This window comes from Luedemannella helvata (assembly GCF_039528415.1).
In the GTDB taxonomy this organism is placed as follows: domain Bacteria; phylum Actinomycetota; class Actinomycetes; order Mycobacteriales; family Micromonosporaceae; genus Luedemannella; species Luedemannella helvata.
This window is the reverse complement of sequence record NZ_BAAALS010000030.1, coordinates 40134-56001: the sequence shown is the minus strand read 5'-3', so window position 1 is coordinate 56001 and position 15868 is coordinate 40134. Positions and strand designations below refer to the sequence as shown.

Here is a 15868-nt window from a genome sequence, read left to right as displayed (position 1 = left end):
CATGGGCGTCACGCATCACGGCCGTACCCACCGTCTCGACCTGGCTGACCCGACGCTGCGCGAATGGGACTGCACCGTGCTGTGGTCGGACCCGGAGGGCGGCATCGTCCTCGACCGGTCGGCGTTCTACCCCGGCGGCGGCGGGCAGCCGCCGGACCACGGCGTCCTGCTGTGGGAGGGCGTACAGACCCGCGTCGTCGGCACCCGCAAGGGCGACGACCTCTACCTGCTGCCCGCCCCCGGCGATCCCGTCCCGCCGGCCGGCACGAAGGTCGCCGGCGCCCTCGACGACGCCCGCCGCAGCCTGCTCATGCGCACCCACTCCGGCCTGCACGTCCTGTGCGGGGTCGTGTTCCGCGACTTCGGCGCGCTCGTCACCGGGGGCAACATGGAACCGGGCGAGGCCCGGATGGACTTCAACCTCCCCGAGGTGCCCGCCGACTTCAAGGCCCGGCTGGAGGACCTGGTGAACGCCGAGGTCACCGCCAACCGCCGCGTCGAGGTGAAGGTGCTCGCGCGCGAGCAGGCCCTCGCGCTGCCCGACATCATCCGCACCCAGTCCAACCTCATCCCCGCCGACGAGCAGGAAATCCGCATCGTCGACATCGTGGGGCTCGATGTGCAGGCCGACGGTGGCACGCACGTGGCGGCCACCGGGCAGGTCGGCAAGGTGACCGTGGTCAAGGTCGAGAGCAAGGGCAAGGCAAACCGTCGGGTACGGGTGAAGCTCAGCGACTAGCGCCTGGTCCGCTCGATGACCTCCTCCGGGGACAGGGGCGAGCGCGGGTGGTGGGTCAGGCACAGCGGAGTGCGCACCTTGACGAACGAGAAGCCCTCGCCGGCCGCGTAGAACTGCCCGCTGCGCAGGATGCCGATGTCCGGCACCCGGCCGTTCTTCGCGGCGGCCAGCTCCTTCGCGGCGTCGATCTGCGCCGGCGCGTTGAGCAGCCCGAAGAACTGGGTCGTGGCGTTGCCGGAGATCTGGTTGTGCAACCCTTTCGGCGCCTGCGTGGCGAACACCAGCCCCAGCCCGTACTTGCGGGCCTGCGACGCGAGCGCGATCGAGCTGGCCGTGCACGGCGTGTTGCCGCTCGACGGGGCCAGTGTCTGCGCCTCGTCCATGACGAACAGCCCGCCCAGCGGCCGGTCACCGGCCGGGTTGCGCTTGATCCAGGCGAACAGGGCCATCTGCAGCTGGTTGACGAAGCTCTGCCGCTGCTCGTCCGAGGTGAGCCCCACGAAGCTGATCACGGAGACGCGGGCCCGCTTGCCCGGCACCGGCGTCAGCAGGATCCCCGGGTCGACGGGCGTGCCGGAGCCGCCGAAGAGCGGGTCGTTGAACATGGCCGCCTTGAGCGTCTCGCCCGCGTCATGCGCCAGCCGGGTGCCCTTGGCGAAACTTGTCAGCTCCTCCGGCAGGTCGCTGAGCAGGTCGGCGAAGCCGCGCAGGTCGGTGTGGCCCTGCCGGGCGTACCAGAGCAGAGCTTCCTTGAGCACCGCGCGCCCCTGGTCGTGCGTCTTCGTCCGACCGTCCACTTTGGCCCGTGGAGCAAGGGCGGCGACGGCCGCCTCGATGGCCTTGTCGAACTCGTCCGGGTCGCCCAGCAGCGGCCCGAAGTCGGGTAGCGGTTGGAACGTCAGCGGCCGACCCGCGCTGAGCCGGGGCGTCCAGATCACCACGTCGGTGTTGTCGAGATAATCCTTCGCCCGCTCCGCGTCCCCGGAGCCCCACCCGTCGGGTTCCTCCGGCCACGCGTCGCCCAGGCGGGCGAGGTCGTTGTTGGGGTCAAGCACGATCGACGACACGCCCTGCCGCGCGCACTCCTCAACGAGTCGCCGGATGAGCACGGTCTTGCCCGACCCGGAACCCGCAAAGATCACCGTGTGCCGCCGCAGCGACTCCAGGTTGACCACGAATTGGGCGCTGGACTCGACAGTTCGCCCGAGCCCGATCGAGGGTTCATGCGGGTCCGCGTTCGCGTCGTCGGTGTCCGCGCGAGTGTGTGCTTTCTCCGTGACTGATCCGGTGGTCGTCTCTTTGGCGATCGCAGTGTGGTGGTCGGGCATGCCCGTCCGGTCGCCCAGGACGTCGCTCAACAACGTGGTCCGGCTCGCCGGTCGGCGGGCCACAAGCCACTCGCCGAAACCGGGTCGCGCGTGAGCCCGCATGTCGCGCAGCGCGGCGAAGACCTTCAGGTCGTATTCGTCGATGGGGCGAACCTGACCACCCGCAGCCAGGAAAGACTCGACGGTCTCAGCCGTCTTCTTGCCGCTCGGCCAGTTGCCGTTGCGCAGCAGCACCAACCGCCGCTGGGGCAGGCCGGCGTCAACACCCGCCGTCGTGCAGGCGAGGCGGATGCGGCTCATCGTGGCGTTGGCGTTGGGATGGGCGATTGCCCGGAAAGCCCAGTGCGCTTCGTGATCTGTCGCTTCGTCGATCACCTCGATGAGGCGGCCGTGCAGCGCCGGCTTCGCGCTCGGCAAGGGGTCGTGCTTGAACGTGGTCCCGGATGGGGTCTGTTCGTCGATCCACGCGGCCAGCCCGGCCGCGAGCAGCGCGGGCATCTCAGTGTCCTCCGTCGTGTGGTGCAGCGCGGCCGCCACGTCCGCCTCGGCCACCAGCTCCGCGAAGCGCCGGTCCAGTGCGTCAAACTCGGACACCGGCGCGACAGGGGGCGGCGTCACGACCGGGCCGCCCTCTGTCAGCGACACCAGTTCCGACAGAACACCCGTACTCAGGCATTGGGTGATGTGTTTGTCGATGCGGCGCAACAGGTTGCGCGGGGTGAAGTCCGGGGCGTCGGCGAAGGCCTCGGGCCGGATGGGCCAGGTCGCGTATGGAGCGGAGTAGCGCTTCTCGTGGAACCGGGCCGTGAACCGCTTCGCCACGAGCTCTTGGCCCAGCTCCGGGCTCGGGATACGGCTGGGCAGCACCGTCTCCCGGAAACGGTCCAGCACCGGCGTCGGGGCGTACTTCTTCAGCAGCACGTACGTGTCCGGCAGGATCGAGACCACGACCAGGGTGCGTAGGGTGACATCGCGCAGCGCCAGCAGGCCGTCGGCGACCGGCCCGACGGCCGCCGCCTCCGCGTCCTCCAGGCCGCTGTCCTGCCGGGTGAAATTGGCGTGCGAGAGCGCGAACAGCTGATCGACCTGGTCGACGGCGATCACCGTGGGACACCGGGTCAGCGCGAGCAGCCGCGAGATGTCCTCGACGATCTCCTGCGGGTTGCGCGAGGCCGCGCTCAGGCCCCACGCGGTGCGCTCGGCCGGGTCGCCCGGCACCGAGATGAGATGGGCCAGGCCAACATCCTGCGCCACGAAGTCCGGCGAGCCGTAAAGGACCAGGGCCCGGGCCGTGTCCAGGTATTGCAGGGAACCCAGCCCAGCATGCATGCGCAGGGAACGGATGAACGTGTCCAGCAGATCGCGGGTCAGTGGCGCGTCGCCGGCGGCCGCGTCGCGCACCTCGGCCGGGATGCCCAGCGACGCCGTAAGCCGGCGCATGAACGTCTTGAGCTGCATGCCCCACGTGCTGGACCGCTGCGTCAGGCCGTCGAGAATGCCGATCGCGGTGTTTTCCCAGAAAGTCTTCCCGCTCGTGACCTTGACGAGGAAAAAGTATCCGCCGTCCTCGCGCTGGATGCGCTCGCGGACGGCGCCGAGCATGTGCGTCTTGCCGGCCCCCGCCCGGCCCTCCACGATCACCCCGCGCGGGCTGCCCTCGCTGCCGTAACGGGCCTCGGCCATGCCGTCGAAGATCTGCTCCACGACGCGGGCGTGCAACTCGGGCACGTCGAAAGGGGAGGGCTGCCAGATATCGTCCGGCGTGGGCGCTACGTCGAAGCGCAGCGCGGCCAGCGCGGAACGCTCCTCGGGAGTCATCCGCGCCCGATCGCGAGCGCGTGGATGTCCTCACCGCCCAGGCGCAGGGCTGCTTCCCGGTCGCGGGTGTCGAGGGCCTTGCTGTTCGCCACCGGGATGAGCTGTACGTCGGCCTGGCGGGACAGGACGCGTAGGGCCTCGTCCACGGTCGACCGGTCCAGGTCGGCGAGGCTGGCGCGCAGGTCGGCCAGCGAGATCCAGTCGCCCGGCACCCGTGCCAGGTCGCGGTAGACCGACCGGATGCGCGTCTCGACATCGCCGGCCGGCGCGGCCGGCTCCGGAGCGGGCATCTCACCCTGCTTGAAGAAGTCCGCGTGGCTCACCTGCGCCCGGTCGAGTGAGCGGTGCACCCCGGTGAGCAGCACAAGCAGCGCGCGTCCGGGGCGGCTGCCGGTGACGGAGGTGGACGTGCCGAGTTGCTTGCACATGCGCCAACCCTTGTCCGTCAGCTGATGCGCGACGACCCGCCCCACCTTCCGGCTCTCAGTGAGACCGAGAGCTTCCAACCCGGTGCGATCCTTGCCGGTCAGAGTGAACCCAGCCATGTCCATTAACTCCGCGTTCGTTATCTCGCGGGCCTCGGACATGAGGATGACGAGGGCCGAGAGCTGAAGCGGGGTCAGCTTGGGGAAGGAGTCGGTCGACACGGTGCCTCATTTCTTCGTCGCGCGCCGCTGTCGCAGCAGGTTCTCAATCTCGAACAGCACGGTGGACAGTTCAGTGGCTATGCGGTCGTTGGTGAACCGGACCACGCGCAGCCCGTCGAGCGCGAGTTGCGCGTCGCGGCGGCGGTCCGCCTCGAACTTGGTCCGGCCCCGATGTTCGTCGCCGTCGACCTCGATGACCAGCCCTTCGTCCGGCCAATACAGATCCAGCCGATAGGGCAGCGAGAGCGGGCCGCGTGTGTAGGTGTAGTTCCAGCGGCGCCCCGTCGCCCAGGCGCACCGGTCGAGTGCGTCGGCCAACCGGCGTTCGGCAGCGCTGTTCGGGTGCGGTACGCCCGAAATGGCAGGATATAAGAGCGCCGGTTTCGCGGGTTTTCGTACGCGATCGACGGGCAGATCGGCGACGTGTGCGGGCAGCGTGACGGACACCGTGCGGACCCGGTCCACCGCGCGCAGCGGGGCGCCGGCCAGCCAGACGGACAGGCGGCCGTGGTCGGCGAGCCATTCGGCGGCGGCCACCAGGGCCTGCTCGTCGGCCGCCGACAGCCCGTCCGGGACGTCGATCAGCAGGGCCGCCGTCGGGCGGTCGTAGGCGCGCGCGATGGCCCGTACGAGTCCTGTCGCCCGTACCTCCGAAGGAAACCGCGACCCACCACCCGGCCGGCGGCGAAGCGACCGCTCCGCGAGGTCGGCCAGGAACGGGCCGAAGTCCGCCCCGTGGGCGGCGAGGTCCGCGGCCAGTGCGCGGACCGCGGCCACGCCCCGGCCCTGCGGGCCGGCCAACCGGTCCGCGCCGGGCAGCCAGGCGGGAAACAGCGAGGTGGCGGCCCGGTCCAGCTCGCTGAGGAGTACGGACACCTGGTCGCCGAGCGGGCCGGTCGCCGAGGGGCGGAAGCGCAGCACGGCGGGGGCGTCGTCGGGCAGCGGGTCGAGGGAGACGGCCAACAGGTCGGGGTCGATCCCGGGGCCCACGTAGGTCACGCGGTGCGGGGGCAGGCTCGCCCACCACGCCGCGCCGGCGAGGGTGGGCGCGGCCATCATGAGCGGCTACGTTACGCGGTGCCGTCGCGTGATCGCAGTCCGTCGTTTGCGGGAGGGCCGTTGGCCGGGCGGCCGATTGATGGTTCCGCGATCGGCCATTGGCGAAATAGTGTGATCAGCGGAGGCGCCGGCGCCGTCCAAGCGTGTCATCGGCGCGTTGCGATACCCATTACGATCCGCGTCATGAGCGCAGTCGACATCGCCCCACCATCACGGCCCGTGGGCTTCGGTCGGGAATTCCTCGCGGGGGTCAGGTTCCTGCTGCGCGGCCTGAAGATGTACACGCGCTCGCCCCGGCTGATGCTGCTCGGGCTCATCCCGGCGTTCATCACGCTGGTGCTGCTCGTCGCGGCCCTCGTCACCCTGGGGTACTTCGTCGACGACCTCGCCGCGCTGGCTACCTGGTTCGCCGACGACTGGTCGACCGGCTGGCGGCAGGCGATCCGCATCGCCGCCGGCGTGGCGATCATGGGTGGCGCGGTGCTGCTCAGCTTCGTCGGATACACCGCATTGACGCTCGTCATCGGCGAACCGTTCTACGAGGCGATCTCCAAGAACGTGGAGGACCGGCTCGGCGGGCTGCCCGGCGAGGTCGACATCCCGTTCTGGCGCTCGCTGCCGCGCAGCATCGCCGACTCGCTGCACCTGCTGGCGCTCACCGCGCTGTTCGGCATCCCGCTCTTCTTCGCCGGGTTCATCCCGCTCGTCGGCGGGACGGTCGTACCCGTCATCGGGGCGCTCGTCGGCGGCTGGTTCCTGTCGCACGAGCTGATCGGCGTACCGTTCGAGCGGCGCGGCCTGCGCATGCGCGACCGGCGCCGGATGCTCAAGCAGCGCCGGGCCCTGGCCACCGGGTTCGGCGCGGCCACGTTCGTGTGCTTCCTCATCCCGTTCGGCGCGGTGCTCATCATGCCGGCGGCCGTCGCGGGCGCGACTCTCATGACGCGTCACCTGTTCGGCATGTCGGACCGGTTGAACGGGCAATGATGTCCGCATGAGGATCGAACTGGTCCAGGGCGACATCACCGAACAGCACGTCGACGCGATCGTGAACGCGGCCAACTCCTCCCTGCTCGGCGGCAGCGGGGTGGACGGCGCCATCCACCGCAGGGGCGGCCCGGCGATCCTCGAGGAGTGCCGCGCGCTGCGCGCCTCCCGGTACGGCCGTGGCCTGCCGCCCGGGCACGCCGTGGCGACGACCGCCGGCAACCTGCCCGCCCGCTGGGTCATCCACACGGTCGGCCCGGTGTACCGGGAGGAAGAGGACCTCGGCGGCATCCTGCGCGACTGCTACACCCGTTCGCTGGCCGTGGCCGACGAGCTGGGCGCCACCACGGTCGCGTTTCCGCTGATCTCGGCCGGCGCCTACGGCTGGCCGCACGACGACGCGATCTTCCAGGCGCTCACCGCGCTGCGCGACGCGGTAACCCAGGTGGAAGAGACCCGCCTGGTGCTGTTCAGCGGCGCGCTCTACACCCTGGCCGCGGAGATCGCCACCCGCGGCTGAGTTTCCCCAGGACCGTCCGCCAGCCGTTGGCAGACCGTCCAGCGTGGAGTCTCCGCACACCCGCGGACGTTAGCCGACGCGGAGCGCCGTGAGGAGGGTTTCGTCGCCCGCTATGTCGAGGACGTCCCAGTTCACGCGGCCCCACAGGGCCAACGCCAGGTCGCTGGCGTTGCCGGACGCGGTCGCGCGGGCCGGGTGGCTGTCGTCGTCGAGGAGCGTGTTCGTGTCGAGCAGGGCGATGCCCGCGCCGCGCAGCCGGATGGTCCACTCCTGACCGAGGTCGGCGGCCGTCACGTGGACGATGCCGTGCACGTCCAACTGTTCCTTGCGGCGGCCGGCGGGCAGCCAGGTGTCGAGCACCTCGGCGATCGTGTCGCCGGCCAGCTTGGTCTCGATCGGCTCGGTCAGGCCGACGGACAGTTGGGCGTCCCAGCGGTGGATGGCGGTCTCGTGGGCCATCCGGCGGTGCCAGAAGCCGGCCTTCTTGGCCTGCGGCGCCCAGTTCCAGGCGGGCAGGTCGGGGTCGAGGCCCTCCAGAAACGTGAGGATCAGCGCGAGTTCCGCGTCGAACCAGTCCAGCACCGCGGCGTCGGACGCCTCGGGGACGTCCGGACCGATCTCGCGGGCCGGCGGCTTGTCGGTCACCCCGCGCCCCGCGGTCGCGCGCACCCACCCGTAGATCGAGCCGACGTGGCGCACCAGTTCGCCCACGGACCAGCCTGGACAGCTGGGCACGGGGGAGTCCAGGACGCCCTGGTTGCCCGCGGCGGCGCGCAGCGCGGCGGCGTCCGCGCGCAGCGTGGCCACCCACGCGTCCTTGGTCAACTGGGTCCGGCTCATGGCACCCCTTCCGGTCCGCGGCGCACCCATCCTCCAGCCTAGGGTGAACCTCGTGCACGAGATTACCCACGCCGCGTTACAGCAATTCACGACGCTCCGTCTCGGGGGCGTCGCCCATCGCGTGATCCCGACGGCGAGCCCGGAGGAGATCGTCGAGGCGATCCGCGCCGTTGACCGGGCCGGCGAGAAAATGCTGCTGCTCGGCGGCGGCTCCAACGTGGTGATCTCGGACGACGGCTTCCCCGGCACGGTCGTCCTCCTGCGGTCCGGGGGGATCACCCGCGACGGCGACAGCATCACCGTCGAGGCGGGCCACCCGTGGGACGACGTCGTGGCGTACTCCGTGGACAGCGGCCTGGCCGGCATCGAGTCCCTGTCGGGCATTCCGGGCGCGGCGGGCGCCACCCCGGTGCAGAACGTCGGCGCGTACGGCCAGGAGGTCGCGGAGACGATCACGAGTGTTCGCGTTTACGACCGCGCCCACGACAAGGTGACCGATCTCAGGCCCCTGGCCTGCGGATTCGGTTACCGGACCAGCCGGTTCAAACACAACGAGCGGTACGTGGTGCTCGCGGTCACCTTCCGGCTCACCCCGTCGGAGTCCTCCACCCCCATCCGGTACGCGGAGCTGGCGCGCGCCCTGGACGTGCCGGTCGGCGGGCGGGCGCCGCTGGCGAAGGTGCGCGAGACCGTGCTGGGCCTGCGCGCGCGCAAGGGCATGGTGCTGGACCCGACCGATCCGGACACGTACTCGGTGGGGTCGTTCTTCACGAACCCGGTGCTCGACGGCCCGGACTACGCGGCGCTGCAGCGGCGCGCCGATCGGGCCGGCGGCGGCGCGCCGCCGGCGTGGCCCGGCCAGGACGGCGAGGTGAAGGTCAGCGCCGCGTGGCTGATCGAGCACGCGGGCTTCCACAAGGGGTACGCGGGCCAGCACAAGGGAGTGTCGCTGTCCGGCAAGCACACGCTCGCGCTGACGAACCGGGGCGACGGCAGCACCACGGCCCTGCTGGGCCTCGCGCGGGAGGTCCGCGACGGGGTGCGGGCGATGTTCGGGGTGACCCTCGAACCGGAGCCGGTCCTGGTCAACTGCCGGTTGTAGGCCACGGCAGGGACAGCTCGCCGAGGCGCCACCGGCGCGGCTCGTGGGCGATCGGCCAGCCGGCCGCCCGGGTGGCCGCCACGGCGGCGGCGAAGCGGGCGCGCGGCCCGAACGTGGCGTACGGGGCCGCGGACAGCCACGCGTCGTCGAGCGCGCGCAGCAGGTCGTGGACGGGCTCGCCGGGCACGTTGCGGTGGATCAGGGCTTTGGGGAGCCGCTCGGCGAACGAGGCCGGGCGGGGCAGGGTGGCCAGCCTGGCCGCGAGCGTGAGCCGGACGGGTCCCGCGCCCGTCACGGTCAGCCACGAGCCCAGCCGCCCCAGCTCGTCGCACGTACCGTCGATGAGCACCCCGCCGGGGGCCAGCCGCGAGGTGACGGCCGCCCAGGCCCCGGCGACGGCGGACTCGTCGTACTGGCGCAGGACGTTGAGCGCCCGCACCAGCACGGGCCGCAGCCCGGCCAGCTCGAACCCGCCCCGGCGGAACTCCAGCCAGGGCGGATCGGCGGCGGCGGACGCGGCCGCCACCCGGGCGGGGTCGATCTCTACGCCGACGACCCGGACGTCGCGCCGGACGCGGGCCAGCCGCGAGCGCAGCTCCACGGCGGTCGTCGGCGTGGCGCCGTAGCCGAGGTCCACGACGAGCGGCTCGGGCGCGTCGCGGATCAGGGGCCCCAGCGCGTACACGATCCAGTTGTCGACTCGCCGGAGCCGGTTCGGGTTCGTGGTGCCCCGGGTGACCTCCCCCAGGGGGCGGGGGTTCACGACGTGACCCGGTGCACCTTGTGCTGGGCGGCCTGGGCGAGCGGGCGCACCACGAGCCGGTCGATGTTCACGTGGTGCGGGCGGGTCGCCACCCAGGCCACGCAGTCGGCGATGTCGTCCGCGACCAGCGGTTCCGCCACGCCGGCGTAGACGGCCGCGGCCTTGTCCGGGTCGCCGCCGAAGCGGTTGAGGGCGAACTCGTCCGTGCGCACCATGCCCGGGTCGATCTCCACGACGCGTACGGGCCGGCCGCACAGCTCCAGGCGCAGGGTCTCGGTGAGCGCGGTCTGGGCGTGCTTGGCGGCCGCGTACCCGCCGCCGCCCTCGTAGACGATCAGGCCGGCGGTGGAGCTGATCACGACGACCGTGCCGGCTCCGGAGTCGACCAGCGCGGGCAGGAACGCCTGCGTGACGCGCAGCGTGCCGAGGACGTTGACGTCGAACATCGCCTGCCAGTCGGCGACCGCACCGGCCTCCACGTAGTCCGTGCCGATCGCCCCGCCCGCGTTGTTGACCAGCAGGGTCACCCGGCCGTCCAGCTCGGCCACGGCCGCCGCGAGCGCGGCCACGGAGGCGTCGGAGGTGACGTCGCAGACGATCGCGGTGCCGGCGAGCTCTTCGGCGATCTTGATCAGCCGGTCGGCGCGGCGAGCCGCGAGTACGACGTGGAAGCCCTCTTTGGCCAGGCGGCGCGCGGTGGCCTCACCGATCCCGCTGGACGCTCCGGTGACCACGGCGATATCGCGTACTCCCATGCTGGCGATCCTGCCATGAGCGATCTTTGTCACCCGTCGAGGCATAGCCCCGCACGGACGGGGGAAGATGACGGGCGGCCCGCGGGTTGACCACGATGGCCCCGCATGGGGCCCTGGGAGCGGTGTGAGGGAGGCAACTGGCGTGGCTCGCTGGACGGGTGCGACCAACCGACCCACGACCCCCTGTCAGGGCCGCAACCCGGCCGTACGCAGAGTGGCCACCGTCTCGGTGCACACCTCCCCGCTCGATCAGCCCGGTACGGGCGACGCGGGCGGCATGAACGTCTACATCGTCGAGGTGGCGCGCCGGCTGGCGCAGGCCGGCGTCGAGGTGGAGATCTTCACCCGGGCGACGTCGAGCGACCTGCCGCCGGTGGTGGAGATGGCGCCCGGCGTGACCGTGCGGCACGTGGTGGCGGGCCCGTTCGAGGGCCTGGCCAAAGAGGAGCTGCCGGCGCAGATGTGCGCCTTCACCAACGGCGTGCTGCGCGCCGAGGCCGCCGGGCCGGTCGGCTTCTACGACGTGATCCACTCGCATTACTGGCTGTCCGGGCAGGTGGGCTGGCTGGCCAAGGACCGCTGGGGCGTGCCGCTGGTGCACACCGCGCACACCCTCGCCAAGGTCAAGAACGCCATGCTGGCCGAGGGCGACCGGCCTGAGCCGCGCTCGCGCATCCTCGGCGAGGAGCAGGTCGTGGCGGAGGCCGACCGCCTCGTGGCGAACACCCCCGCCGAGGCCGGGGACCTCATCCAGCTGTACGGGGCGGACACCGCCGAGGTCACGGTCGTCCCGCCGGGCGTCGACCTGGACCGCTTCGCGCCGCCGGCGCCGGGACTGTCCGCCGCCGTGAAGGCGCGCGCCCGCCGGCGTCTGGGCCTGCCGGTGGACGGCCTCATCGTCGCGTTCGTGGGCCGCATCCAGCCGCTCAAGGCCCCGGACGTGCTGTTGCGCGCGGCCGCCGCCATGCGCCAGACCGACCCGGCCGTGGCCGGCCGGGTCACCACCGTGATCGCGGGCGGGCCGAGCGGGTCCGGATTGGACCGGCCCACGTCGCTCATCGAGCTGGCGTCCGAGCTGGGCGTCGGCGACTCGGTGCGCTTCCTTCCGCCGCTGCCGCGCGACCAGCTTGTCGATCTTTACCACGCGGCGGATCTCGTCGCCGTCCCGAGCCACAATGAGTCGTTCGGGCTGGTCGCCCTGGAGGCCCAGGCCAGCGGTACCCCCGTGGTGGCCGCGGCCGTGGGCGGCCTGCCGACGGCCGTACGCGACGGGGTGTCCGGTGCCCTGGTGCACGGGCACGACCCGCACCTGTGGGCGAAGGTGCTGGGCGACCTCCTGGCCACCCCGAAGCGGCGCGCCGAACTGTCGGCCGGCGCGGTGGCCCACGCCCGCGACTTCTCCTGGAACGACACGGCGGTGAGCCTGCTCGCGGTCTACCGTGAGGTCGTGACGCAACGCCGGGCGGCCCGCGCCGCCGCGCTCTCCAGCGGGGCGTTCGCATGAGCGCCGTCGTGGAGGTCATCGAGCGGGCGCTCGCGGCCGGTGACGCGGCGTGGGAGCGCACCGGCGAGTCGTCGTTCTCGGTGACGCTGCCCGGCTCCCACAAGCTCTCCACGACGTGCAACCTGTTCGTGGGCGACCACGCCGTACGGGTCGAGGCGTTCGTGATGCGCCAGCCCGATGAGAACCGCGAGCGGCTGTGGGAGTGGTTGCTGCGCCGCAACGCCAGGATGTACGGGGTCGCCTTCGCGGTCGACCCGGTCGGCGACGTCTATCTCGTAGGGCGCATGGCGCTGCACGCGGTCACGCCCGAGGAGCTCGACCGGATGCTCGGCGCGGTCCTCACGTACGCCGATGAGAGCTTCGACTCCATGTTGGAGATCGGATTCGGCTCGGCGATCCGGCGGGAGTGGGCCTGGCGGGTGTCGCGCGGCGAGCCGCTGGACAATCTTCGGGCGTTCGAGCATTTCGTGGCGCGCGGGGGAACCTGACGGCGCTGGCGCGTATCACGATTGTCATGCGCGTCCAGTACGGTCCCGGCGTGGAGTCCCCCTCGCCGACCCGCCCTCCGGTCGCCTGGCTGCCGGTCGGGCTCGCCGTGGCCGCGAGCGTCGTCGCGCAGGCCGCGACCGCGAGCCGCTACGGCTACCACCGCGACGAGCTGTACTTCCTCATGCTGAAGCCGGCGTGGGGCTACGTGGACCAGCCGCCGTTCGCCCCGCTGGTGGCCAGAGCCGCCGACGCCGTGTTCGGGCACACGCTGTGGGGCCTGCGTCTGCCGTCGATCGTGGCGTTCGCGGTGGCCGTGCTGCTCGCCGCGCTGATCACCCGGGAGCTGGGCGGCGGCCGTGGCGCGCAGGCGCTGTCGGCCTGGGCGCTCGCCTTCGCCGCCGTCCCGGTCGCGATCGGGCATCTGCTCGGCACGTCCGCGCTGGACTTCCCGATGTGGCTGGCGGTGCTGCTCTGCGTCACCCGGGCCCTGCTGCGCGATCAGCCCCGCTGGTGGCTGGCGGCCGGCGCGCTCGTCGGCCTCGCCACCTACAACAAGCTGCTCATCGCCATGCTGCTGGCCGGTCTGGCGGTCGGTCTGGTCGCGGTCGGCCCCCGTGCGGTGCTGCGGTCGCGCTGGCTGTGGGGCGGGGTGGCGCTCGCCCTCCTCATCGGCGCCCCCAACCTGATCTACCAGATCACGCACGACTTCCCGCAGTTGGCGATGGGCGAGGCACTCGCCGAGAACAACGGCGACGAGGTGCGCGCGCAGACGCTGCCGTTCCAGTTGCTGCTGCTCGGGCCGCCGCTCGCGGCCATCTGGATCGCGGGGCTGGTGGCCCTGCTGCGGCGCCCCGCCTGGCGACCGGTGCGCGCGATCGCGATCGCGTACCCCGTGCTCGTGGTGCTGACGTTCGTCGGCGGGAGTCAGGTGTACTACGCGGTCGGCGTGCTGGCCTACCTGCTGGCCGCCGGGGCGGTGCCGACGGCCGACTGGGTGGCCCGGGGGCGGGCGGCGCTGCGCCGCGCGCTCGTCGTGGCCGCGGTGGCGCTCAACGCCGTATCGACCATGCTCATCTCCCTGCCGGTGATCCCGGTCGACGCGGTCGGCGACTCGTTCGCCATGGACCTCAACCCGACGACCGGCGACCAGATCGGCTGGCCGGCGTACGTGCGCCAGGTCGCCGACGTCTACCGCTCGCTGCCGCCCGCCGACCAGGCACGGGCCGTGATGCTGACCGCCAACTACGGGGAGGCCGGCGCGATCACCCGGTTCGGCCCGGAGCTGGGGCTGCCGTCCGTCTACAGCGGACACAACGAGCTGCACAACTACGGCCCGCCGCCGGCCGACAGGACGGTCGCGGTCGTCGTCGGTTACGGGCAGGCCGGCATCTCAGCCCGGTTCTCGGGCGGTTGTGAGCGGGCCGCCACCCTCGACAACGGCGTGGGCGTCGACAACGAGGAGCAGGGCGTCACGGTCTGGGTCTGCCGCGACCCGGCCGGCGGTTGGACGGCCGTCTGGCCGGACTTCCACCACTACGACTGAGCGGCGCCCGTCGGGGACACCGGCCGGCGCTGGCCCGGCACCTTGGACCCGGCCCGCTCGGCCGTCACCTCGCCGAGCGTGGGCCGGTCGAGGGCCGCGCGCGCCGCGCCGACGAACACGTCGGCGTACGTCGCGGCGGGGAAGTCGCCCAGGTAGTAGGTGCGCACCTCGCGGCGCACGTCAGCGAGCGGGTCGTCGCCGAGCAGGTGCCCGAGCACCTCGTCGACGTTGCCCATGTCGCGGCGCAGCACGTACGCGGCCGTGAAGATCCGGGCGGAGGCGACGAGCGCGTCGCCGTCGTCGAGCATGTCCGTGACCGCGAACGGCTTGCCGGAGTAGAGGAAGTCGGAGATCACGCTGGACACGTCGGCGACCAGGGCGTCGGCCCGGTTGGCCCAGTCGACGAAGTCGCCGGTGGCGGCCGCGGCACCCCACAGGTGCGCGCGGCCGGTGGCCGCGCGGTCCCTGGCCAGCAGGCGTTCCAGTTCGGCGAGGTGCGCGGAGGCCTTCGCGTTCTGCGGCGTGAGCTGGTGATGACGCATGATCACCGTGACGTCGGGGCGGGCCAGCAGGGCCTTGAGCAGGCGGTCGCCGACCACCAGCGAGCAGTGGTTGGTGTCGCCGAAGTTGCCCACCCACGTCGGGGCGTACAGGACGGTCTTTCTCTCCAGCGAACCGATCGGGGTGTCGGTCACCGCGATGCTGGCCACCTGCGGGCGCCCGACGACGCGGAACTTCTCGGCGGGGATGTGCACGCCGTTGGCCGCGTACCGGTCGATGCCGGCCTGGCCGGCCACGAAGATCTGGTCGAACATGGCCGTGACCGGGTTGAAGCTGTTGGCCTTCTCGCTGTCGCCGTGCAGCAGTTGCACGTGGGTCAGCTCCGCGAAGCGCACCATGTGCGCGTTCTCCATGCCGTTGTTCATGTAGAACACGGCGCGCAGGCTGGGCACGGTCGCCGCGTCGACGGCCACCGTGGTCGGCGCCAGGATGACGGGCCGGTCGGTGAGCCGCGCGAGCGGCTCCAGCGACCGGCGGTGGCGCACCACGACGGCGAACGGCCGGCCCACCCGCTCCAGGAACGGCAGCCACATGAGCACCTGTCGCAGCGATTCCGGGCCGGCGTCCCAGTAGATCAGGAAGTCCGGCTGGGCGCGGGTCAGCGCGCGTCGAACGTGACTCAGGCCCGAGTTGTGCCGCACCTTGTGGTAGATCGACCCGAGCACCAGGCCGCCGAACAGCGGCCCCGCGAGCAGCGCGGCCGCCAGCGCCAGCCACGACGGCGCGTCGAGGGCGATCGCCACGACGACGAGGGCGATGAGGGCGGTGTCGGCCAGGTACACGGACGCCCGGTTGACGAGCCGGTGCAGCGGCGGGCGGGCCACGCTGAGGTGGCGCGCGTCGACCGCCGGTGTCGAGACCTTGTCGAGGACGCCCTCGAGCGTGGCGTACGCCAGGGTGAGCAGGGCGGCCGTGTTGAACCACCAGTCGGTCACGTCCGGCCGCAGGCGCACGTAGAGCGCCAGGGCGCTGGCGGCGGTCACGGCGCGGGCGATGGTGAACTGGCCGAGCCCGTCGCCCTCGCGCTTGACGACCGTGACGGCCAGCGTCAGCACGACGAGGGCCAGGGTCACCCACCGCCACCCCGTACCGATCGCGATGACGAACGTGACCGTGGCGAGCACATTGGCGGTCACCGGGCCGAGGACGCGCAGGAGCGCCTGCCGGATCATCTTCGTCTCCTGCCGGGCGTCGAGGGGGGAGGCCCTATTGT

General features: G+C 72.1%; 14 protein-coding genes. 7 read left to right on the top strand and 7 right to left on the bottom strand.

What is annotated here, in order from left to right; translation table 11 throughout:
* The first annotated feature begins 1 nt into the window (after position 1).
* Complete coding sequence (locus ABD191_RS24295; protein ID WP_344086543.1) at positions 2 to 739, top strand: alanyl-tRNA editing protein; 738 nt, start codon at positions 2 to 4, stop codon at positions 737 to 739.
* On the opposite strand, the gene ABD191_RS24290 is transcribed toward ABD191_RS24295, so the two are convergent.
* The 3 genes from ABD191_RS24290 to ABD191_RS24280 are packed head-to-tail and all read right to left on the bottom strand — an operon-like array spanning position 736 to position 5591.
* Positions 736 to 3885 carry an ATP-binding protein gene (locus ABD191_RS24290; RefSeq protein WP_344086540.1) on the bottom strand — a complete coding sequence of 1050 codons (3150 nt, stop codon included), beginning with the start codon at positions 3883 to 3885 and terminating at the stop codon, positions 736 to 738. The two genes, ABD191_RS24295 and ABD191_RS24290, sit on opposite strands and share 4 nt — an antisense overlap.
* Positions 3882 to 4532: a hypothetical protein gene (locus ABD191_RS24285; RefSeq protein WP_344086537.1), complete on the bottom strand. Its 651-nt coding sequence runs from the start codon at positions 4530 to 4532 to the stop codon at positions 3882 to 3884. The genes ABD191_RS24290 and ABD191_RS24285 overlap by 4 nt, the downstream gene beginning before the upstream one ends.
* A gap of 6 nt (positions 4533 to 4538) precedes the next feature.
* Positions 4539 to 5591, bottom strand: coding sequence for an endonuclease domain-containing protein (locus ABD191_RS24280; protein ID WP_344086534.1), 1053 nt, complete (start codon positions 5589 to 5591; stop codon positions 4539 to 4541).
* A gap of 183 nt (positions 5592 to 5774) precedes the next feature.
* Between ABD191_RS24280 and ABD191_RS24275 the strand changes: the two genes are divergently transcribed.
* Both ABD191_RS24275 and ABD191_RS24270 read left to right on the top strand, forming a co-directional pair.
* Complete coding sequence (locus ABD191_RS24275; protein WP_344086531.1) at positions 5775 to 6578, top strand: EI24 domain-containing protein; 804 nt, start codon at positions 5775 to 5777, stop codon at positions 6576 to 6578.
* 7 nt (positions 6579 to 6585) lie between these two features.
* Positions 6586 to 7098 (top strand): O-acetyl-ADP-ribose deacetylase, encoded by a 513-nt coding sequence (locus ABD191_RS24270; RefSeq protein WP_344086528.1) that lies wholly within the window; start codon positions 6586 to 6588, stop codon positions 7096 to 7098.
* 69 nt (positions 7099 to 7167) lie between these two features.
* Here ABD191_RS24270 and ABD191_RS24265 read toward each other — a convergent pair whose 3' ends face one another.
* Positions 7168 to 7938, bottom strand: a complete 771-nt coding sequence (locus ABD191_RS24265; RefSeq protein ID WP_344086525.1) for a maleylpyruvate isomerase family mycothiol-dependent enzyme — start codon at positions 7936 to 7938, stop codon at positions 7168 to 7170.
* Between ABD191_RS24265 and ABD191_RS24260 the strand changes: the two genes are divergently transcribed.
* On the top strand, positions 7937 to 9040 hold the full coding sequence (locus ABD191_RS24260; RefSeq protein ID WP_425560845.1) for a UDP-N-acetylmuramate dehydrogenase: 1104 nt from the start codon (positions 7937 to 7939) through the stop codon (positions 9038 to 9040). The genes ABD191_RS24265 and ABD191_RS24260 overlap by 2 nt on opposite strands.
* Here ABD191_RS24260 and ABD191_RS24255 read toward each other — a convergent pair.
* Together ABD191_RS24255 and ABD191_RS24250 are read right to left on the bottom strand one after the other, a co-directional pair.
* Positions 9024 to 9803, bottom strand: coding sequence for a class I SAM-dependent methyltransferase (locus ABD191_RS24255; RefSeq protein WP_344086522.1), 780 nt, complete (start codon positions 9801 to 9803; stop codon positions 9024 to 9026). The genes ABD191_RS24260 and ABD191_RS24255 overlap by 17 nt on opposite strands.
* The gene (locus ABD191_RS24250) at positions 9800 to 10558 is read right to left on the bottom strand and encodes an SDR family NAD(P)-dependent oxidoreductase (RefSeq protein WP_344086520.1); all 759 of its coding nucleotides are present in this window, start codon (positions 10556 to 10558) and stop codon (positions 9800 to 9802) included. Before ABD191_RS24250 ends, ABD191_RS24255 begins: the two co-directional genes overlap by 4 nt.
* A 124-nt stretch (positions 10559 to 10682) precedes the next feature.
* Here ABD191_RS24250 and mshA point away from each other — a divergent pair, with 124 nt between their 5' ends.
* Genes mshA through ABD191_RS24235 form a run of 3 tightly spaced genes read left to right on the top strand, consistent with a single transcriptional unit; the run spans position 10683 to position 14094 of the window.
* Positions 10683 to 12062, top strand: a complete 1380-nt coding sequence (mshA, locus tag ABD191_RS24245; RefSeq protein WP_425560844.1) for a D-inositol-3-phosphate glycosyltransferase — start codon at positions 10683 to 10685, stop codon at positions 12060 to 12062.
* On the top strand, positions 12059 to 12550 hold the full coding sequence (locus tag ABD191_RS24240; RefSeq protein WP_344086514.1) for a type III secretion system chaperone family protein: 492 nt from the start codon (positions 12059 to 12061) through the stop codon (positions 12548 to 12550). Before mshA ends, ABD191_RS24240 begins: the two co-directional genes overlap by 4 nt.
* Positions 12551 to 12576: 26 nt before the next feature.
* Positions 12577 to 14094, top strand: a complete 1518-nt coding sequence (locus ABD191_RS24235; protein WP_344086511.1) for a glycosyltransferase family 39 protein — start codon at positions 12577 to 12579, stop codon at positions 14092 to 14094.
* Here ABD191_RS24235 and ABD191_RS24230 read toward each other — a convergent pair.
* Positions 14085 to 15827, bottom strand: a complete 1743-nt coding sequence (locus ABD191_RS24230; protein ID WP_344086508.1) for a CDP-glycerol glycerophosphotransferase family protein — start codon at positions 15825 to 15827, stop codon at positions 14085 to 14087. The two genes, ABD191_RS24235 and ABD191_RS24230, sit on opposite strands and share 10 nt — an antisense overlap.
* Positions 15828 to 15868: the final 41 nt, after the last annotated feature.

Excerpts from the sequence above, each read along its gene's own strand:
- ABD191_RS24295 (WP_344086543.1), top strand. The coding sequence starts at position 2 with ATGGGCGTCACGCATCACGGCCGTACCCACCGTCTCGACCTGGCTGAC.
- ABD191_RS24290 (WP_344086540.1), bottom strand. The coding sequence starts at position 3,885 with ATGACTCCCGAGGAGCGTTCCGCGCTGGCCGCGCTGCGCTTCGACGTA.
- ABD191_RS24280 (WP_344086534.1), bottom strand. The coding sequence starts at position 5,591 with ATGATGGCCGCGCCCACCCTCGCCGGCGCGGCGTGGTGGGCGAGCCTG.
- ABD191_RS24275 (WP_344086531.1), top strand. The coding sequence starts at position 5,775 with ATGAGCGCAGTCGACATCGCCCCACCATCACGGCCCGTGGGCTTCGGT.
- ABD191_RS24270 (WP_344086528.1), top strand. The coding sequence starts at position 6,586 with ATGAGGATCGAACTGGTCCAGGGCGACATCACCGAACAGCACGTCGAC.
- ABD191_RS24260 (WP_425560845.1), top strand. The coding sequence starts at position 7,937 with ATGGCACCCCTTCCGGTCCGCGGCGCACCCATCCTCCAGCCTAGGGTG.
- ABD191_RS24265 (WP_344086525.1), bottom strand. The coding sequence starts at position 7,938 with ATGAGCCGGACCCAGTTGACCAAGGACGCGTGGGTGGCCACGCTGCGC.
- ABD191_RS24250 (WP_344086520.1), bottom strand. The coding sequence starts at position 10,558 with ATGGGAGTACGCGATATCGCCGTGGTCACCGGAGCGTCCAGCGGGATC.
- ABD191_RS24240 (WP_344086514.1), top strand. The coding sequence starts at position 12,059 with ATGAGCGCCGTCGTGGAGGTCATCGAGCGGGCGCTCGCGGCCGGTGAC.
- ABD191_RS24235 (WP_344086511.1), top strand. The coding sequence starts at position 12,577 with ATGCGCGTCCAGTACGGTCCCGGCGTGGAGTCCCCCTCGCCGACCCGC.
- ABD191_RS24230 (WP_344086508.1), bottom strand. The coding sequence starts at position 15,827 with ATGATCCGGCAGGCGCTCCTGCGCGTCCTCGGCCCGGTGACCGCCAAT.